A 15,392-nucleotide genomic window follows, 5' to 3' on the forward strand; every position below is an offset into this window, starting at 1 on the left:
TCACTCGGCATCCTCCTCCTCTTCTTCTTCCCCGATCTCCGCATCCAGGAGTTCCATATTGAGGCCGAGACCCCGAACCTCCTTGACGAGAACGTTGAACGATTCCGGCACGCCGGCCTCGAAGTTGTCCTCGCCCTTGACGATGCTTTCGTAGACCTTGGTCCGGCCCGCGACGTCATCCGACTTCACGGTGAGCATCTCCTGAAGCGTGTAGGCTGCGCCGTACGCCTCGAGAGCCCAGACCTCCATCTCGCCGAAGCGCTGGCCGCCGAACTGCGCCTTACCACCAAGCGGCTGCTGGGTGACGAGCGAGTACGGACCGGTCGAACGGGCGTGGATCTTGTCGTCGACGAGGTGGTGCAGCTTCAGCAGGTACTTCACCCCGACGGTGACCTTCCGGCTGAATTGTTCGCCCGTGCGACCGTCGAACAGGATCGACTGCGCGCTCTCGTCGAAGCCGGCGCGCCGCAGCGCGTCGTCCACGTCGTTCTCCTTGGCGCCGTCGAAGACCGGCGTCGCGATCGGGACACCCCGGGTCACGTTACCGGCGGCCTCGACCAGCATATCTTCCGACATGCTCTCGATGCCCTCTTCGTAGACGTCGTCGCCGTAGGCCAGCTTCATCGCTTCACGCACCGGCGTCAGATCGCCGGACCGGCGGTACTCCTGAATCGCATCGTCGATCTGGATGCCGAGGCCACGCGAGGCCCAGCCCATGTGCGTCTCGAGGATCTGGCCGACGTTCATCCGCGACGGCACGCCGAGCGGGTTCAGAACGAAGTCGACCGGCGTGCCGTCCTGAAGGAACGGCATGTCCTCGGACGGGACCACGCGAGAGATGACGCCCTTGTTGCCGTGACGGCCGGCCATCTTGTCGCCCGGCTGAAGCTTGCGCTTCACGGCCACGAAGACCTTGACCATCTTCATGACGCCCGGAGGCAGATCGTCGCCGCGGCGGACCTTCTCGACCTTGTCCTCGAACCGCGCGTCCAGCTGGCGCTTCTGCGCCTCGTACTGGTCGTTGAGCGCTTCGACGTGGCTCGCGTCGCCCTCTTCCTTCAGCGCCAGCTGCCACCAGTGACTGCGGGGCATCCCGTCGAGGATTTCGGCGTCGATGGTCGTCCCGGCCTTGATGCCTTTCGGACCCTTGGCCACTTCTTTGCCCTCGAGCATGGAGCGGAGACGCGCGTAGATGTTGCGGTCGAGAATGGCGAGCTCGTCGTCCCGGTCACGGGACAGGCGCTCGACCTCTTCACGCTCGATCTGCAGCGCACGTTCGTCCTTTTCGACACCGTGGCGGTTGAAGACGCGGACCTCGACGATCGTGCCGAAGTCGCCCGGCGGCAGGCGCAGGGACGTGTCACGCACGTCGGACGCCTTTTCCCCGAAGATGGCGCGGAGGAGCTTCTCTTCCGGCGTCATCGGGCTTTCGCCCTTCGGAGTGATCTTGCCGACCAGGATGTCGCCCGGACCCACTTCTGCACCGATGTAGACGATGCCGGCCTCGTCGAGGTTGCGCAGGGCTTCCTCGCCGACGTTCGGGATGTCGCGGGTGATCTCTTCCGGACCCAGCTTGGTATCGCGGGCGGCCACTTCGAACTCTTCGATGTGGATCGAGGTGAAGACGTCGTCCTTCACGATCCGCTCGGAGATGAGGATCGAGTCCTCGTAGTTGTAGCCGTTCCACGGCATGAAGGCGACGACCACGTTCTTGCCGAGGGACAGTTCGCCCATATCCGTGGACGGACCGTCGGCGATGACCTCACCCTTCTGAACCGTGTCACCCACCTTCACCAGCGGGCGCTGGTTGATGCAGGTGTTCTGGTTCGACCGCTGGAACTTGCGCATCCGGTAGATGTCGACACCGGCGTCGCCGAGCTCGAGATCCTCGGTGGCACGGACAACGATCCGCATCGCGTCGACCTGGTCGATGATGCCGCCGCGCTTCGCCATGATGGCCGCGCCGGAGTCACGGGCGACGACGCCCTCGATCCCGGTACCGACCAGCGGAGCTTCGGCCTGCAGGAGAGGCACGGCCTGCTTCTGCATGTTCGAGCCCATGAGCGCGCGGTTCGCGTCGTCGTTCTCGAGGAACGGGATCAGCGATGCGGCCACGGAGACCAGCTGCTTCGGCGACACGTCGATGAGGTCCACGCTTTCGCGGGGCGTCAGCGTGTATTCACCGGCACGGCGGGTCGAGACCAGCTCGTTGAGGAAGTTGCCCTCATCGTCCAGCGTCGCGTTGGCCTGCGCCACCACGTGCCGCATCTCTTCGGTCGCGGACATGTACTGGACTTCGTCGGTGACCTGAGCGTCCTGCACACGGCGATACGGAGTCTCGATGAAGCCGTACTTGTTCACCCGCGCGAAGGTCGCGAGGTTGTTGATGAGACCGATGTTCGGGCCTTCCGGCGTCTCGATCGGGCACATCCGGCCGTAGTGGGTGATGTGGACGTCACGCACCTCGAAGCCGGCACGCTCACGCGTCAGGCCACCCGGGCCAAGCGCCGAAAGGCGACGCTTGTGGGAGACTTCCGACAGCGGGTTCGTCTGGTCCATGAACTGCGACAGCTGCGAGGAGCCGAAGAATTCACGCACCGCAGCCGCGGCCGGCTTGGCGTTGATGAGGTCCTGCGGCATGACCGTGTCGATCTCGACGGAGGACATGCGCTCCTTGATGGCGCGCTCCATGCGGAGCAGGCCAACGCGGTACTGGTTCTCCATCAGCTCGCCGACAGAGCGGACGCGGCGGTTGCCGAGGTGGTCGATGTCGTCCACTTCGCCTTTGCCGTCGCGCAGTTCGACCAGCGCCTTGATGCAGGAGACGATGTCTTCCTTGCGGAGCGTGCGCTGCGTGTCCTCGGCGTCGAGCGCGAGGCGCATGTTCATCTTCACGCGACCGACCGCAGAGAGGTCGTAGCGCTCGGAGTCGAAGAACAGGCTGTCGAACAGGGTGGAAGCGGCTTCGACGGTCGGCGGCTCACCCGGACGCATGACGCGGTAGATGTCCATGAGCGCGGTGTCGCGGTTCATGTTCTTGTCCTGCGCCATCGTGTTCCGCATGTACGGACCGACGGAGATGTTATCGATGTCGAGCACGGGAATGCTCGTCACGCCGGCATCCAGCAGCTCCTTCACGGTGCCGCCGATGATCTCGCCTTCCTTGTCGCGCTCGATCGTCAACTCGTCACCGGCTTCGACGTAGATCGCACCGGTTTCCTCGTTGATGATGTCGTTGGCGACGTATTTGCCCGCGATGTGCGAGTGCGGGACCAGCAGGTCGGTGACGGACCCCTCGTCCAGCAGCTTCTTCACCTGGCGCGGGGTGACCTTGTCGCCGGCCTTCGCGATGACTTCACCGGTGGCGGCATCGACGAGGTCATGCGACGGCCGGGTGCCGCGCACGCGCTCGGGGAAGAACTTGGTGACCCAGCCCTTGTTCTTCTCGAAGGTGTAATCGACGGTCCGGTAGTAGGCATTCATGATGCCTTCCTGATCCATGCCGAGGGCATAGAGCAGCGTCGTCACCGGCAGTTTCCGGCGGCGGTCGATGCGCGCGTAGACGAGATCCTTGGCGTCGAACTCGAAGTCCAGCCAGGAACCGCGGTACGGAATGATACGGCAGGCGAACAGCAGCTTGCCGGAGGAGTGCGTCTTGCCTTTGTCGTGGTCGAAGAAGACGCCCGGCGACCGGTGCATCTGGGAGACGATCACGCGCTCGGTGCCGTTCACGATGAACGTCCCGTTCGGGGTCATCAGGGGCATGTCGCCCATGAAGACGTCCTGTTCCTTGATGTCCTTCACGGACTTCGCGCCGGTATCTTCGTCGACATCGAACACGATCAGGCGCAGCGTCACCTTGAGCGGCGCGCTGTAGGTCATGTCGCGCTGCTGGCACTCGTCGACGTCGTACTTCGGACGCTCGAGTTCGTAGCGGACGAATTCGAGAACGGCGGTCTCGTTGAAGTCCTTGATCGGGAACACCGACTGGAAGACACCCTTGATGCCTTCGCCGTCGAGCGGCTCTTCCGCGTCACCGGATTTGAGGAACAGGTCGTAGGAGGATTTCTGAACCTCGATGAGGTTCGGCATTTCCAGGACTTCCCGGATTTTGCCGTAGTATTTGCGCAAGCGTTTCTGGCCGAGGTAGGATTGAGCCATGTGGAGCGTCACCTTGTCTGTCTCTGCGAAGCACGTCACCGGTGGGCCACGGCGAGGCGCCTCTTACGAGAGGGGATGTCACGGGGTCCATACTGGCTGCCATCCCACCGGCAACCGCCCGACCCGGGTGACCTGCCCGAGGGAAGGCTTTCTCGAAAGCCTTCCCTGAGACAGGTTAGGCCGGGACCGGATTTCTCCGCTCCCAGCCCATGATTTCGTCGGCGACAGTGGGGTTCGTCGCCGTATCGGCAGGCCTTAGGCCAGCTCGACCTCGGCGCCAGCGGCTTCCAGCTTCGACTTGATGTCTTCGGCTTCGGCCTTGTCCACGCCTTCTTTGATCTTGCCGCCGGCTTCGACCAGGTCCTTGGCTTCTTTCAGGCCAAGACCGGTGATGCCGCGAACTTCCTTGATCACGTTGATCTTCTGAGCGCCGGCGTTCTTCAGAACGACGTCAAACTCGGTCTTTTCCTCTTCGGCAGCGCCAGCGTCGCCGCCAGCCGGGCCGGCCATCATGACAGCGCCACCAGCGGCGGGCTCGATGCCGTATTCGTCCTTGAGGATGGTTTTCAGTTCCTGTGCCTCGAGAAGGGTCAGACCAACGATCTCTTCGGCGAGTTTTTTCAGATCAGCCATTTCGTGCTTTCCGTTCGATTATGTGTGTTCCAACGCGTGCGGGTTCAACCCCACGACGGTCTGTCGGGTATGCCTTATGCCGCCTCGGCCTTCTCTTCGATGGTCGAGAGGATGCTCGCGATGTTGCTTGCAGGCGCGCCGATCGCACCGGCGATGTTGCTCGCGGGGGCTCCGATGCAGCCGACGATGGAAGCGATAAGCTCCTCGCGGGACGGCATTTCGGAAACCGCGGTCACACCGGCGGAATCAAGAGCGGTCTCACCCATCGAGCCGCCAAGGATCTGAAGCTTTTCATTTTCCTTGGCGTACTTCACGACCACCTTGGCAGCTGCCACGGGGTCTTCCGAATAGGAGAGCACGGTCATGCCCGTCAGGTAATCGGCGATGGACTCGCAGGGTTTACCTTCCAGGGCGATCTTGGCGAGCTTGTTCTTGGCAACGCGAACGGAGCCGCCGGCATCGCGCATGCGCGCCCGGAGGTCCTGCATTTCGGCAACCGTGAGACCTTCGTAGTGGGCAACCACCACGACGCCAGAGCTTTCGAAGATTTGGCCGAGCTCGTCGACCAGCTTTTCTTTCTGGGCTCTATCCACAGTTCACTCCAAGTTTGGAGGGGTGACCCTCCGGCTCATTTCAGCCGGGACGCGAGGCCCCGGCAGTCGGGTCCTTACGGGTCCGTCCAATTTCGCCCCGGCACCATGGCGGTAACCGAAGAAATCTGGTCCTTTCCCGTCTCAGGCAGGACTTATGGCCTCCGGAATTCCTCGGGCCGCCCACCGTCTCGGACGAATCGCGAAATGGTTCCCACGCGGGTCACCACGTCGCAGGAGGCTGCTCTTACACCCCGCCTGATGCTTTGCCAACCCGGCAGATGCGAATATTCTTGACAGCCGCGTGATTGGCTGAACTCCGCCCGGCCAATCGTCGGCATCACGACAAAATCCACGCGTGCATGGACGATTGTCCAGCCGCATGCAAAAGGGCGGCCCGACAGGACCGCCCTCCGCGAATTCAACGGTGTGCCGCGGCTCAGGCCGGGGCGTTGCCGGTGGCCGAGACGACGTCGATGGAGACGCCGGGACCCATGGTCGAGCTGATGGCGACCTTCTTCATGTAGGTGCCCTTGGCACCGGCCGGCTTCGCTTTCTGAACGGCGTCGACGAAGGCGAGGATGTTGGCCTCGATCTTGTCGGCGTCGAAGGACGCTTTGCCGACACCAGCGTGCACGACGCCGGCTTTCTCGACCTTGAACTGCACTTCACCGCCCTTGGCGGCTTCGACGGCGTCCTTGACGTCCATCGTGACCGTGCCGACCTTCGGGTTCGGCATCAGGTTACGCGGGCCGAGGATTTTGCCGAGACGGCCGACGATCGGCATCATGTCCGGCGTTGCGATGCAACGGTCGAAGTTGATGTTGCCGCTCTGGACCTGTTCCATCAGGTCTTCGGCGCCGACGACATCGGCACCGGCAGCTTTCGCCTCGTCGGCCTTGTCGCCACGGGCGAAGACCGCGACGCGGACTTCCTTGCCGGTGCCGTTGGGCAGGCTGACCTTGCCGCGGACCATCTGGTCGGCGTGGCGCGGGTCGACGCCGAGGTTGACCGAGATCTCGATCGTCTCGTCGAACTTGGCCTTGGCATTGCCCTTCACCAGCGCGACGGCGTCGGTGACGGACAGGTTTTCCTTGCCCTCGAAGGCTTCGCGGGCGGTGCGGGTACGTTTACCGAGCTTTGCCATTACTTCACCTCGATGCCCATGGAGCGGGCGGAGCCCAGGATGATCTGCATCGCGGACTCGACGTCGTTCGCGTTCAGATCCTTCATCTTCGCTTCGGCGATCTCTTTCACCTGGGCGACGGTTACCGAACCTGCGGTCGACTTGCCCGGGGTCTTGGAGCCCGACTTCAGCTTCGCGGCCTTCTTCAGGAAGTAGGACGCCGGCGGCGTCTTGATGTCCATCGTGAAGGACTTGTCCTGGTAGTAGGTGATCACGGTCGGGCACGGCGCGCCGGGCTCCATCTCCTGCGTGCGCGCGTTGAACGCCTTGCAGAATTCCATGATGTTGATGCCGCGCTGACCGAGCGCGGGGCCGACCGGCGGGGACGGGTTTGCCTGACCGGCAGGCACTTGCAGCTTCATGCTGCCGACGAGTTTCTTGGCCATGGGGCCTCTCCTTTCCATCGCACCGGCGACGCGTCGTCCAGTGCAGTCTCGTGGCGTGGTCCGGTCTGGCCATCGCGATGGCCGCGCCTCCCACGTGCATCGTCCGATTCCACGGAGTCGGGCGATGAAGCTCGCGCGCTATAGGATTTCCGCTTTCGGCGCAAGTGTTCAGGCGGGCTCCGGGACGTCTCCTACACCGGCGGATCGACCTGGTTGAGCGCGTAGATCAGCACCGTATCGTTCACCGCCCGCCCCGTGCCGCCGGCGTCCACCGCAAGCGCAGTCGTTGCGTAGGAGACGTGGCAACAGGGCAAACCGGTGCCCCCGACAATCGGCGGTGCCGCCGGAATGCGCCGCGCTTCGGCGGGCGGATCGTCGAGCAGGTCGAGCACCCGCGCATAACTGCCGCTCGCCAACTGCTTTTGCTCATCGACAACCGGGCTATCGTAGAAGGTGCCGTCGGCGTTCCCTTCCACCGTGCGGACCAGCATGTCGTCGGCGTAGAGCCGCGTGCATTGAGTGGGGTAGAGATTGTCGCCTGCCGTGCAGTGCGAGACGTAGGCCAGCCCCGGACGCTCGAGTTCTTGCGGCACGCAGGCGGCGACTAATGCGATCAGCAGAATGAGAAACGCGCGATGCAACATGCCGGGAGCATACCGCAATCGCGCGATCAGACCTAACGTCAACTTACCGCCAGGCGGCAGTCACGATCAGCCCTGCTTGGAAACCTGCGTGAAGTCGAGCTCGACCGGGGTCGCACGACCGAAGATCGACACCGACACCTTGAGCTTCTGGTTGTCGTCGTCGACCTCTTCGACCATGCCGTCGAAATCCTCGAACGGCCCATCGTTGACCTTCACCTTCTCGCCGATCTCGAAGTGGATCAGCGTGCGCGGCGCTTCCTCGCCTTCCGCGACGCGGCCGAGGATCGCCTGCACTTCTGCATCGCGCATCGGCATCGGGCGGCCTTGCGGACCAAGGAAGCCGGTCACGCGGTTGATCGAGTTCACGAGGTGATAGCCTTCGTCGGACATCTCCATGTGAACAAGGACGTAGCCCGGCATGAAGCGGCGCTCGGTCGAAACCTTCTTGCCCCGGCGCACCTCGATCACTTCCTCGGTTGGAACGAGAACCTCGTCGATCTGGTCCTCAAGTCCCTTTTCCGCGACGGACGTGCGGATCTGCTCGGCGATCTTCTTCTCGAAGTTCGAAAGAACGCTTACCGAATACCAACGCTTCGCCATGCTGTCTCGACACCTTCAGGTCTTGAATCCGACTCCCGAAAATTAAAGCGGCGCGCAACTCGATTCGCCGCGCGCCATTTCCGGGAAATGCGGTGCCTTTATACGGACCGTTTCGGGGTTGCAAGCCTCGGGCCTTGGCAGCGCCCGGCGGTCAGACCTGCGGAGGCGGCGCAGAGACGATCTGTTTGCGCGCGCGGATCCGGTCGATCGGACTGCCGGGTAAGACGGAATCGCCGGCGGGCGACGTTGCCTGTATCGGTTCCGCCACCTGGGTCCGTCGCTTCACAAGCGATACGTCCAGCCGGTTGCGGGCGACCTGCCGGAACGCCAATTTGCCGCCGCCCAGAATGCAAAGCAGCGCGGCGACGCCGAACATGTATGGCATCCATCCCACGTTCGCGGCCGCCATGGCACGAAGCCCGGCCTCGCGTCCGTCGAGGAATGGTGCGAAACGGAAACCGTCCGGTGCAAGCCCGTGACCCTTGCCGACCAGATAGACCGCTTCCGGACCGCCCTGCGGCAGAGCACCGTCAATCATGCCATGCAGTTCGATGACCGGGCCAACGGCGCCGTAGCTCACCACTCGATCCATCAGCCATGCGGCGGCCTTGTCTCGCTCGCTCCAAGGCACGGTGAGCAGACCACTGACGGCAGGTGGCGTCCGGGTCGCGTCCTCGTCGATCAGCACCCAGAGCGCCGCCCGGTCGCCGCGCTCATCCACCAGATTGCCGGACAGGCCGAGGTCGAGCTGCGCAGTCAGGACGGTCTCCGCCGGCTGATCACCGGCCGGCGCGAGGGAGGAGATCGCCACGGCTGCCGGAACCGGCGTCTCCAGCACCTCGTCGACGCTTCCGGGCAGGACGCGGGTCAGCTGGGCACCGCCCACAAGAAGCGCGGCCAACAGGAAGTACGACCACCACGGCAGGCGCAACACGAGAAGGAAAGGGTTCACGACGGTCACTCGCGGCAGGTTTCACACCCGGCAAATGAACCACGCGAAAGAGGACGATAAATGGACGCGAACCGAACTATTTTCGGTTCATGCAGGTCGGCTCAGGAGCCGAACATCGTCAGCACACCAGTCAGACCGGTGCGGATCAGCAGATCGACGAGGAAGAAGAACACGGCCGCGAAAGTCGCCAGCAGGAAAACCATGATGGTCGTCAACGTCACCTCGCGACGGGTCGGCCAGGTGACCTTGCCAACTTCCGTGCGGACTTCGGAGATGAACTTGACTGGATTGGTGCGGGCCATTCGGGGCTTCCTTGTCGACGTCAGCGGGTCAGATACGCGGTTCCCGGCCCCGTTTCAACCCGCATCGGGCTCAAGCTGCCGGACACCGGGCAGCGCCCGCATCGCAGCGACCTCCTGCTCGTAGAATTCGGCGGACAGGGCGAGCGTCTCGTCGTCGATCGGCCGGAAACGCTCATGCCCGTCACTGACGAGGTATTGCGCACGCGCGGCCTTCGCGGCGAGCGCCCGTTCCGGACCCGACGGCGCGCGCAGGGCTGCCTCGACCGCTTTCTTCGACAGGCCGACGTGAGACGCTTGGTGCGACAGCCAGGCCGGATCGGCCACCCGGCCGGACGCCATGCGGTTGATGACCTTCGACCCCACCGCTGGATAATCCTCGAGCTTCCAGAACCGCAGGCTCGCGACGCCCTCGACATTCGCGATCGCCGCGGCAAGGTCGGCCCAGCGGATCTTGTCGATCGACATCCGCGCCATGAAATCCGCGAAATCCCCACCGTATCCGCCGAGCAGCGACTGGGAATAGGCCGACAAGACGTAGGAGGCCGGATCGCGGATCGAGAGGAACAGCACGGGCTTCACCGGCGCCACTGCCCGCACCACGGCCGAGATGCGCCGCGCCGCATGAGGATAGAGCGCGCCGAGGAACTGCCCGCTGGGCGTAATCAACTGCCCGAGCACATTCTCTTCGCTAATGATGAGTGTCTTGCGCCCCTTCGCCGCGGCGGGGAGCAACTCCGGCGTCCAGTTGTCCCGCTTGCCGCCCTTGAAGGCGATTCCCAGCATCTCGGCGAGGCCGGGCGCGGGACGCAGATCGGGCGGCGTGTAGATCGTGCAGCCCGCCTCTTCGAGCGTGGCCTGTCCGGCGCGAAGGCCCTGCTGGAAGTGAGTCGTGCCGGTCTTGTGGGCACCGACATGCAGGATCAGGCGTTCAGGAAGGTTCACGAGGGGACGACGCTCACGGTTCGGACTTGCTCCACCGGGCGGCCTTGGCAGGGGCAGAGGGACTCGAACCCACGACCCTCGGTTTTGGAGACCGATGCTCTACCAACTGAGCTATACCCCTAAGGCCGGTGTGCCGGATAGCGCCTTACCGCGTCCCGTGCAATAGCAGCCTTGCCCTTGTCTGCGGAATGCGGTTGGCAGGTGGCCTCTGAACCGGAGAAATGGCGACGTGACGTTTCGGAAAGAGCTCAAACCCGTTAACCTGCTCGCCCGGCTGCTGGGCGGCGCCGTGGCGCTCTGGGGGCGGTTCTGCCTCGCGACCAGCCGCTGGACGGCCGAGGGCGAGGCGGAGCTGCAAGGCGTCCTGGCCGAGGGCCCGGCGATCGTCGTGATGTGGCATTCACGCATCCTGCTCGGTCCCGCCTTCCTGATGCGGCAGGGCGCGCCGTTCATCGCAATCCGTGACCCCTCCCCTGCCGGGCGACTCGGCGGGGCCGTACAGGCGTCGTTCGGGATGGAGCCGGTGCCGATGAGCACTCGCCGCCCGAGCCGCGCGGCGACACGGACCGTGATCCAGGGCGTCCGATCGGGCAAGAGCCTTGGCATCGCCACGGATGGCCCGGAAGGACCGGCGCACCAGTCGAAGAGCGCTGCGATCGACTGGGCTCGCGCGTCGGGCGCAACCATCGTGCTGTTCGCCTTTTCGACCCGGCGGCAGGTGAGGCTCGGGACGTGGGACCGGATGCTGCTCCCCCTGCCCTTCACGCGTGGCGTCTACGGCTTCCGCACGTGGCGGCAGGAGATCACCCGTCAGTCCGACCGCGAGGTGTTGCTGGCCGAGCTGGATGCGGCGATCACCGCCCACCAGCATGAGATCGACGTGAAGGCCGGGGTGCCGGCCGGTCCGTAGGCTGCGTGGTTGATGTGTATCGGGCCTGCCCCCTCACCCAACCCTCTCCCCCTCGGGGAGAGGGCTCTTGCGGCGCGCGGAATTGATAGGTTCCGCGTAGGGTGCGCGCTCGATGCGCACCCGGAACCAACCGCTCTCAACTTCTTTCAGAAAACCAAGGCCGCGCGCCCAACCAATGCCATCCACCCACAAAGGAAAGGGCGGCACCCTCGCGGGTACCGCCCCATCAATTTCCCTGAACCCCGGACGCTTGTTGCGCCCGGCGCCCGCTCTTATTCGACGATCTTGGAGACGACGCCGGAGCCGACGGTGCGGCCACCTTCACGGATGGCGAAGCGCAGGCGCTCTTCCATCGCGATCGGCGCGATCAGCTCCACCGAGAACGACACGTTGTCGCCCGGCATCACCATCTCCGTACCTTCCGCCAGCGACACAGTCCCGGTCACGTCCGTCGTGCGGAAGTAGAACTGCGGGCGGTAGTTCGTGAAGAACGGCGTGTGACGGCCACCTTCGTCCTTCGTCAGGATGTAGGCTTCCGCTTCGAACTTCGTGTGCGGCTTCACCGAACCCGGCTTGCAGAGAACCTGGCCACGCTCAACCGCTTCGCGGTCGATACCACGCAGCAGCGCGCCGATATTGTCGCCGGCTTCCCCGCGATCGAGCAGCTTGCGGAACATCTCGACGCCCGTGCAGGTCGTCTTCTTGGTGTCCTTGATGCCGACGATCTCGAGTTCGTCGCCAACGTTCACGACGCCACGCTCGACGCGGCCGGTCACGACCGTACCACGACCGGAGATCGAGAAGACGTCCTCGATCGGCATCAGGAACGGCTGGTCGACAGCGCGCTCGGGCTGCGGGATGTACTCGTCCACGGCCGCCATCAGCTCGCGGATCTTGTTCTCGCCGATCGCTTCGTCACGGCCTTCCAGAGCGGCAAGCGCGGAGCCCGCCACGATCGGAATGTCGTCGCCCGGGAACTCGTACTCGGACAGAAGTTCGCGAACTTCCATCTCGACCAGCTCCAGCAGCTCCTCGTCGTCGACCTGGTCGACCTTGTTGAGGAACACCACCATCGCCGGGATACCGACCTGACGGCCGAGCAGGATGTGCTCGCGCGTCTGCGGCATCGGGCCGTCGGCCGCGTTCACCACGAGGATCGCGCCGTCCATCTGCGCGGCACCGGTGATCATGTTCTTCACGTAGTCGGCGTGGCCGGGGCAGTCGACGTGCGCGTAGTGACGGTTCTCCGTCTCGTACTCGACGTGCGCCGTCGAGATCGTGATCCCGCGGGCCTTCTCTTCCGGCGCGCCGTCAATCTGGTCGTACGCACGGAACTCGCCGAAAAACTTCGTGATCGCCGCCGTCAGCGTCGTCTTGCCGTGGTCAACGTGACCGATCGTGCCGATGTTGCAGTGCGGCTTGCTGCGTTCAAACTTTTCCTTGGCCATCGCCGTCTCGCTCTACTTGATCAGGGGAGCAGGCACAGAGCCTGCCGACTTACATCGCCGCGCGAAATAAGTGGAAATCGGGGCGTATTCAAGGGCAGATCTGACCGCGCCGGTACAAGTCTCCGCGGGGGCGTCCTCAGCCGGTGAAGCGGTTGTCGCGCGGGAAGCCGCGCGGCGCCATGCGGCCCGCCCCGGCACGGGCCCCGATCCACTCCGCCAGTTCGTCCGCCGACACGGTCCGCGTCCGCCCCGCGGGGTCCGACCAGCTGAGGCCGTCTGCGAGGGTGAACGTCCGCGCGTCCGACAGCCCGCCGTCCTTGTATTTCTGGAGCCGGACACCCTTGCCGCGCCCCATCTCGGGGAGTTGGTCCAGCGGGAAGACAAGCAGCTTGCGGTTCTCGCCGACAACGGCGAGATGGTCGCCCTCCACGCGGCGGCAGATCATCGCCTCGGCCGGAGCCCGCACGTTCAGCACCTGCTTGCCGGCGCGGGTCTGGGCAACGACTTCCTCCTCGGGAACGACGAAACCGTCGCCCGCGCTGGAGGCGAGCAGCATCCTCGCGCCGGGGCGATGGATCAGCAGGTCGATGATCTCAGCCTCGTTCGGCACGTCGACCATCAGCCGGACGGGTTCGCCCATCCCGCGCCCGCCGGGCAGGTTGCTGGCGGAGATCGTGTAGAAGCGTCCGTTCGAGGCGAACAGAAGCAGGCGGTCGGTCGTCTCGGCGTGGAAGATGAAGCGCGGGCCGTCACCGTCCTTGAACTTCAGCTCGCGGGTCAGGTCCACATGGCCCGAGAGCGCACGAATCCAGCCCATCTGGCTGCAAACAACCGTGATCGGTTCCTTGTCGATCATCGCCTCGAGCGGCACATCCTCGACCTCGCCCGCCTCGGCAAAGCCGGTGCGACGGGCGCCGCCGGGTGCCTTGGCCCCGAACTGCGCCCGGACCTCGCGAAGCTGGTCGGCGATGGTCGACCATTGCAGGCTTTCGGTCTCGAGCAGGTCCTCGAGGCCGGCGCGTTCTTCCATCAGGCGGTCGCGTTCCGAGACGAGCTCGAGCTCTTCAAGACGCCGCAAGGACCGCAGACGCATGTTGAGGATGGCCTCGGCCTGAACGTCCGAAAGACCTTCCTCCCGGCCCGCGAAGCGGCGGGGCACGCCGCTCGGCGCGTCGTCGCCGAGCTCCGATGGCGCGGTTGCGGACGGGTCGGCCTCCAGAACCAGCGAGGCGCGGTCGATCCCCTCCAGCGGAGAGACGTAGTCGGATTCGTCGGTCGCCCGGACGATCGTGTCCTGGTGCGGCTTCGACCAGTCCTCGTACATCAGCGCCGCCTTCGGGTCGCTGTCGTAGCGGATGATGTCGATCACCCGGTCGAGGTTCAGGAACGCGACGATCAGGCCCTCGAGAACCTCGAGACGGTGGTCGATCTTCGCCATCCGGTGCTTCGAGCGCCGCAGCAGCACCTCGCGCCGATGGTCGAGGAAGGCCCGCAGCACTTCCTTGAGCGAGCAGACCTTCGGCGTCACCCCGTCGATCAGCACGTTCATGTTCAGCGAGAACCGCGTCTCGAGATCGGAGTTGCGATAGAGCATCCCCATCATCACCTCGGCATCGACGTTCTTCGAACGCGGCTCGAGCACGATGCGGATGTCCTCGGCGCTTTCGTCACGGACATCGGCGAGGATCGGGACCTTCTTGGTTTGGATCACTTCGGCCAGCCGCTCGATCAGCTTGGACTTCTGGACCTGGTAGGGAATCTCGGTGACGACGACCTGCCACTGGCCGCGTCCAAGGTCCTCGATCTCCCACCGGCTGCGCAGGCGGAAGAAGCCACGGCCCGTCCGATAGGTCTCGGCGATGCTTTCCTTCGGCTCAACGACGACACCGCCGGTCGGGAAATCGGGGCCGGGAATGTAGTTCAGCAGCGTCTCGTCGCGGGCATCGGGCGTCTTGATGAGGTGCAGACATGCCTGCACCAACTCGTCGATGTTGTGCGGCGGTATGTTCGTTGCCATGCCGACCGCGATACCGCTCGCGCCGTTGGCGAGAAGGTTCGGAAACGCCGCCGGCAGCACGACCGGCTCGGTCAGGGTGCCGTCGTAATTCGTCTTGAAGTCGACCGCGTCCTCGGAGAGCCCGTCGAGCAGCGCTTCCGCGGCGGCGGTCATCCGCGCCTCGGTATAACGGGCCGCGGCCGGGTTATCGCCGTCGATGTTGCCGAAGTTCCCCTGCCCGTCCACCAGCGGATAGCGCACGGCGAAATGCTGGGCGAGACGCGCCATCGCGTCGTAGATCGCGCTGTCGCCGTGCGGGTGGTAGTTGCCCATCACGTCGCCGCTGATCTTGGCCGACTTGCGGAAACCGCCAGTCGAGGACAACCGCAGTTCGCGCATCGCGTAGAGGATGCGGCGGTGCACCGGCTTCAGACCGTCCCGCGCGTCCGGCAGTGCCCGGTTCATGATCGTCGACAGCGCGTAGGTCAGGTAGCGCTCGCCGATCGCCCGGCGCAGCGGTTCACTGAAATCCTTCGGGGCGTTTTCGGGATCGGTCGGGTCGGACATGCCGGGTCGTTACACTGCACAGGCGGCACGGTCTAGCGGTCCGTGGGAACCCGATCACCCGAATTGGGGTTAGGG

The 15,392-nt window shown here is 64.6% G+C and carries 13 protein-coding genes and 1 tRNA gene; 1 reads left to right on the forward strand and 13 read right to left on the reverse strand.

The annotated features are described in order from the left end of the window. From rpoB to I8N54_RS16055, 11 genes are all read right to left on the reverse strand, one after another. Positions 1-4,161 carry a DNA-directed RNA polymerase subunit beta gene (gene rpoB / locus I8N54_RS16005; RefSeq protein WP_140196261.1) on the reverse strand — a complete coding sequence of 1,387 codons (4,161 nt, stop codon included), beginning with the start codon at positions 4,159-4,161 and terminating at the stop codon, positions 1-3. A gap of 255 nt (positions 4,162-4,416) precedes the next feature. Further along, complete coding sequence (rplL, locus tag I8N54_RS16010; RefSeq protein ID WP_140196263.1) at positions 4,417-4,794, reverse strand: 50S ribosomal protein L7/L12; 378 nt, start codon at positions 4,792-4,794, stop codon at positions 4,417-4,419. Positions 4,795-4,868: 74 nt separating this feature from the next. After that, on the reverse strand, positions 4,869-5,387 hold the full coding sequence (gene rplJ, locus I8N54_RS16015; RefSeq protein WP_140196265.1) for a 50S ribosomal protein L10: 519 nt from the start codon (positions 5,385-5,387) through the stop codon (positions 4,869-4,871). Positions 5,388-5,823: 436 nt separating this feature from the next. Continuing rightward, complete coding sequence (gene rplA, locus I8N54_RS16020) at positions 5,824-6,531, reverse strand: 50S ribosomal protein L1 (protein ID WP_140196267.1); 708 nt, start codon at positions 6,529-6,531, stop codon at positions 5,824-5,826. Further along, complete coding sequence (gene rplK, locus I8N54_RS16025; RefSeq protein WP_140196269.1) at positions 6,531-6,956, reverse strand: 50S ribosomal protein L11; 426 nt, start codon at positions 6,954-6,956, stop codon at positions 6,531-6,533. The genes rplA and rplK overlap by 1 nt, the downstream gene beginning before the upstream one ends. 191 nt (positions 6,957-7,147) lie before the next feature. Beyond that, positions 7,148-7,600, reverse strand: coding sequence for a hypothetical protein (locus tag I8N54_RS16030; protein ID WP_140196271.1), 453 nt, complete (start codon positions 7,598-7,600; stop codon positions 7,148-7,150). Between the two features lie 66 nt (positions 7,601-7,666). After that, complete coding sequence (nusG, locus tag I8N54_RS16035) at positions 7,667-8,200, reverse strand: transcription termination/antitermination protein NusG (protein ID WP_140196273.1); 534 nt, start codon at positions 8,198-8,200, stop codon at positions 7,667-7,669. Positions 8,201-8,351: 151 nt separating this feature from the next. Next, positions 8,352-9,161, reverse strand: a complete 810-nt coding sequence (locus I8N54_RS16040) for a hypothetical protein (RefSeq protein WP_140196275.1) — start codon at positions 9,159-9,161, stop codon at positions 8,352-8,354. A gap of 92 nt (positions 9,162-9,253) precedes the next feature. Continuing rightward, positions 9,254-9,454: a preprotein translocase subunit SecE gene (secE, locus tag I8N54_RS16045; protein ID WP_140196277.1), complete on the reverse strand. Its 201-nt coding sequence runs from the start codon at positions 9,452-9,454 to the stop codon at positions 9,254-9,256. 54 nt (positions 9,455-9,508) lie between these two features. After that, a complete protein-coding gene (locus I8N54_RS16050) occupies positions 9,509-10,396 on the reverse strand; it encodes a hypothetical protein (protein ID WP_140196279.1) in 888 nt (295 codons plus the stop codon). Between the two features lie 45 nt (positions 10,397-10,441). Then, a tRNA-Trp gene (locus I8N54_RS16055) sits at positions 10,442-10,517 on the reverse strand. A 108-nt stretch (positions 10,518-10,625) separates the two neighbouring features. On the opposite strand from I8N54_RS16055, the gene I8N54_RS16060 reads away from it, so the two are divergent. After that, entirely contained in the window at positions 10,626-11,306 is a 681-nt protein-coding gene (locus tag I8N54_RS16060; RefSeq protein WP_140196281.1) for a lysophospholipid acyltransferase family protein, read from the forward strand. A 272-nt stretch (positions 11,307-11,578) separates the two neighbouring features. Here the strand turns inward: I8N54_RS16060 and tuf are convergent, their stop codons facing one another. Then, positions 11,579-12,754: an elongation factor Tu gene (tuf, locus tag I8N54_RS16065; protein ID WP_140196245.1), complete on the reverse strand. Its 1,176-nt coding sequence runs from the start codon at positions 12,752-12,754 to the stop codon at positions 11,579-11,581. Positions 12,755-12,890: 136 nt separating this feature from the next. Next, on the reverse strand, positions 12,891-15,317 hold the full coding sequence (locus I8N54_RS16070) for a DNA topoisomerase IV subunit A (RefSeq protein WP_140196285.1): 2,427 nt from the start codon (positions 15,315-15,317) through the stop codon (positions 12,891-12,893). Between the last annotated feature and the right edge of the window lie 75 nt (positions 15,318-15,392).

It is taken from the genome of Pelagovum pacificum (assembly GCF_016134045.1).
GTDB lineage: Bacteria > Pseudomonadota > Alphaproteobacteria > Rhodobacterales > Rhodobacteraceae > Oceanicola > Oceanicola pacificus_A.

What these genes read in the sequence shown, in the direction of transcription:
- rpoB (WP_140196261.1), bottom strand. Translation starts at nt 4,161, where the DNA reads ATGGCTCAATCCTACCTCGGCCAGAAACGCTTGCGCAAATACTACGGC.
- rplL (WP_140196263.1), bottom strand. Translation starts at nt 4,794, where the DNA reads ATGGCTGATCTGAAAAAACTCGCCGAAGAGATCGTTGGTCTGACCCTT.
- rplA (WP_140196267.1), bottom strand. Translation starts at nt 6,531, where the DNA reads ATGGCAAAGCTCGGTAAACGTACCCGCACCGCCCGCGAAGCCTTCGAG.
- rplK (WP_140196269.1), bottom strand. Translation starts at nt 6,956, where the DNA reads ATGGCCAAGAAACTCGTCGGCAGCATGAAGCTGCAAGTGCCTGCCGGT.
- I8N54_RS16030 (WP_140196271.1), bottom strand. Translation starts at nt 7,600, where the DNA reads ATGTTGCATCGCGCGTTTCTCATTCTGCTGATCGCATTAGTCGCCGCC.
- nusG (WP_140196273.1), bottom strand. Translation starts at nt 8,200, where the DNA reads ATGGCGAAGCGTTGGTATTCGGTAAGCGTTCTTTCGAACTTCGAGAAG.
- secE (WP_140196277.1), bottom strand. Translation starts at nt 9,454, where the DNA reads ATGGCCCGCACCAATCCAGTCAAGTTCATCTCCGAAGTCCGCACGGAA.
- tuf (WP_140196245.1), bottom strand. Translation starts at nt 12,754, where the DNA reads ATGGCCAAGGAAAAGTTTGAACGCAGCAAGCCGCACTGCAACATCGGC.
- I8N54_RS16070 (WP_140196285.1), bottom strand. Translation starts at nt 15,317, where the DNA reads ATGTCCGACCCGACCGATCCCGAAAACGCCCCGAAGGATTTCAGTGAA.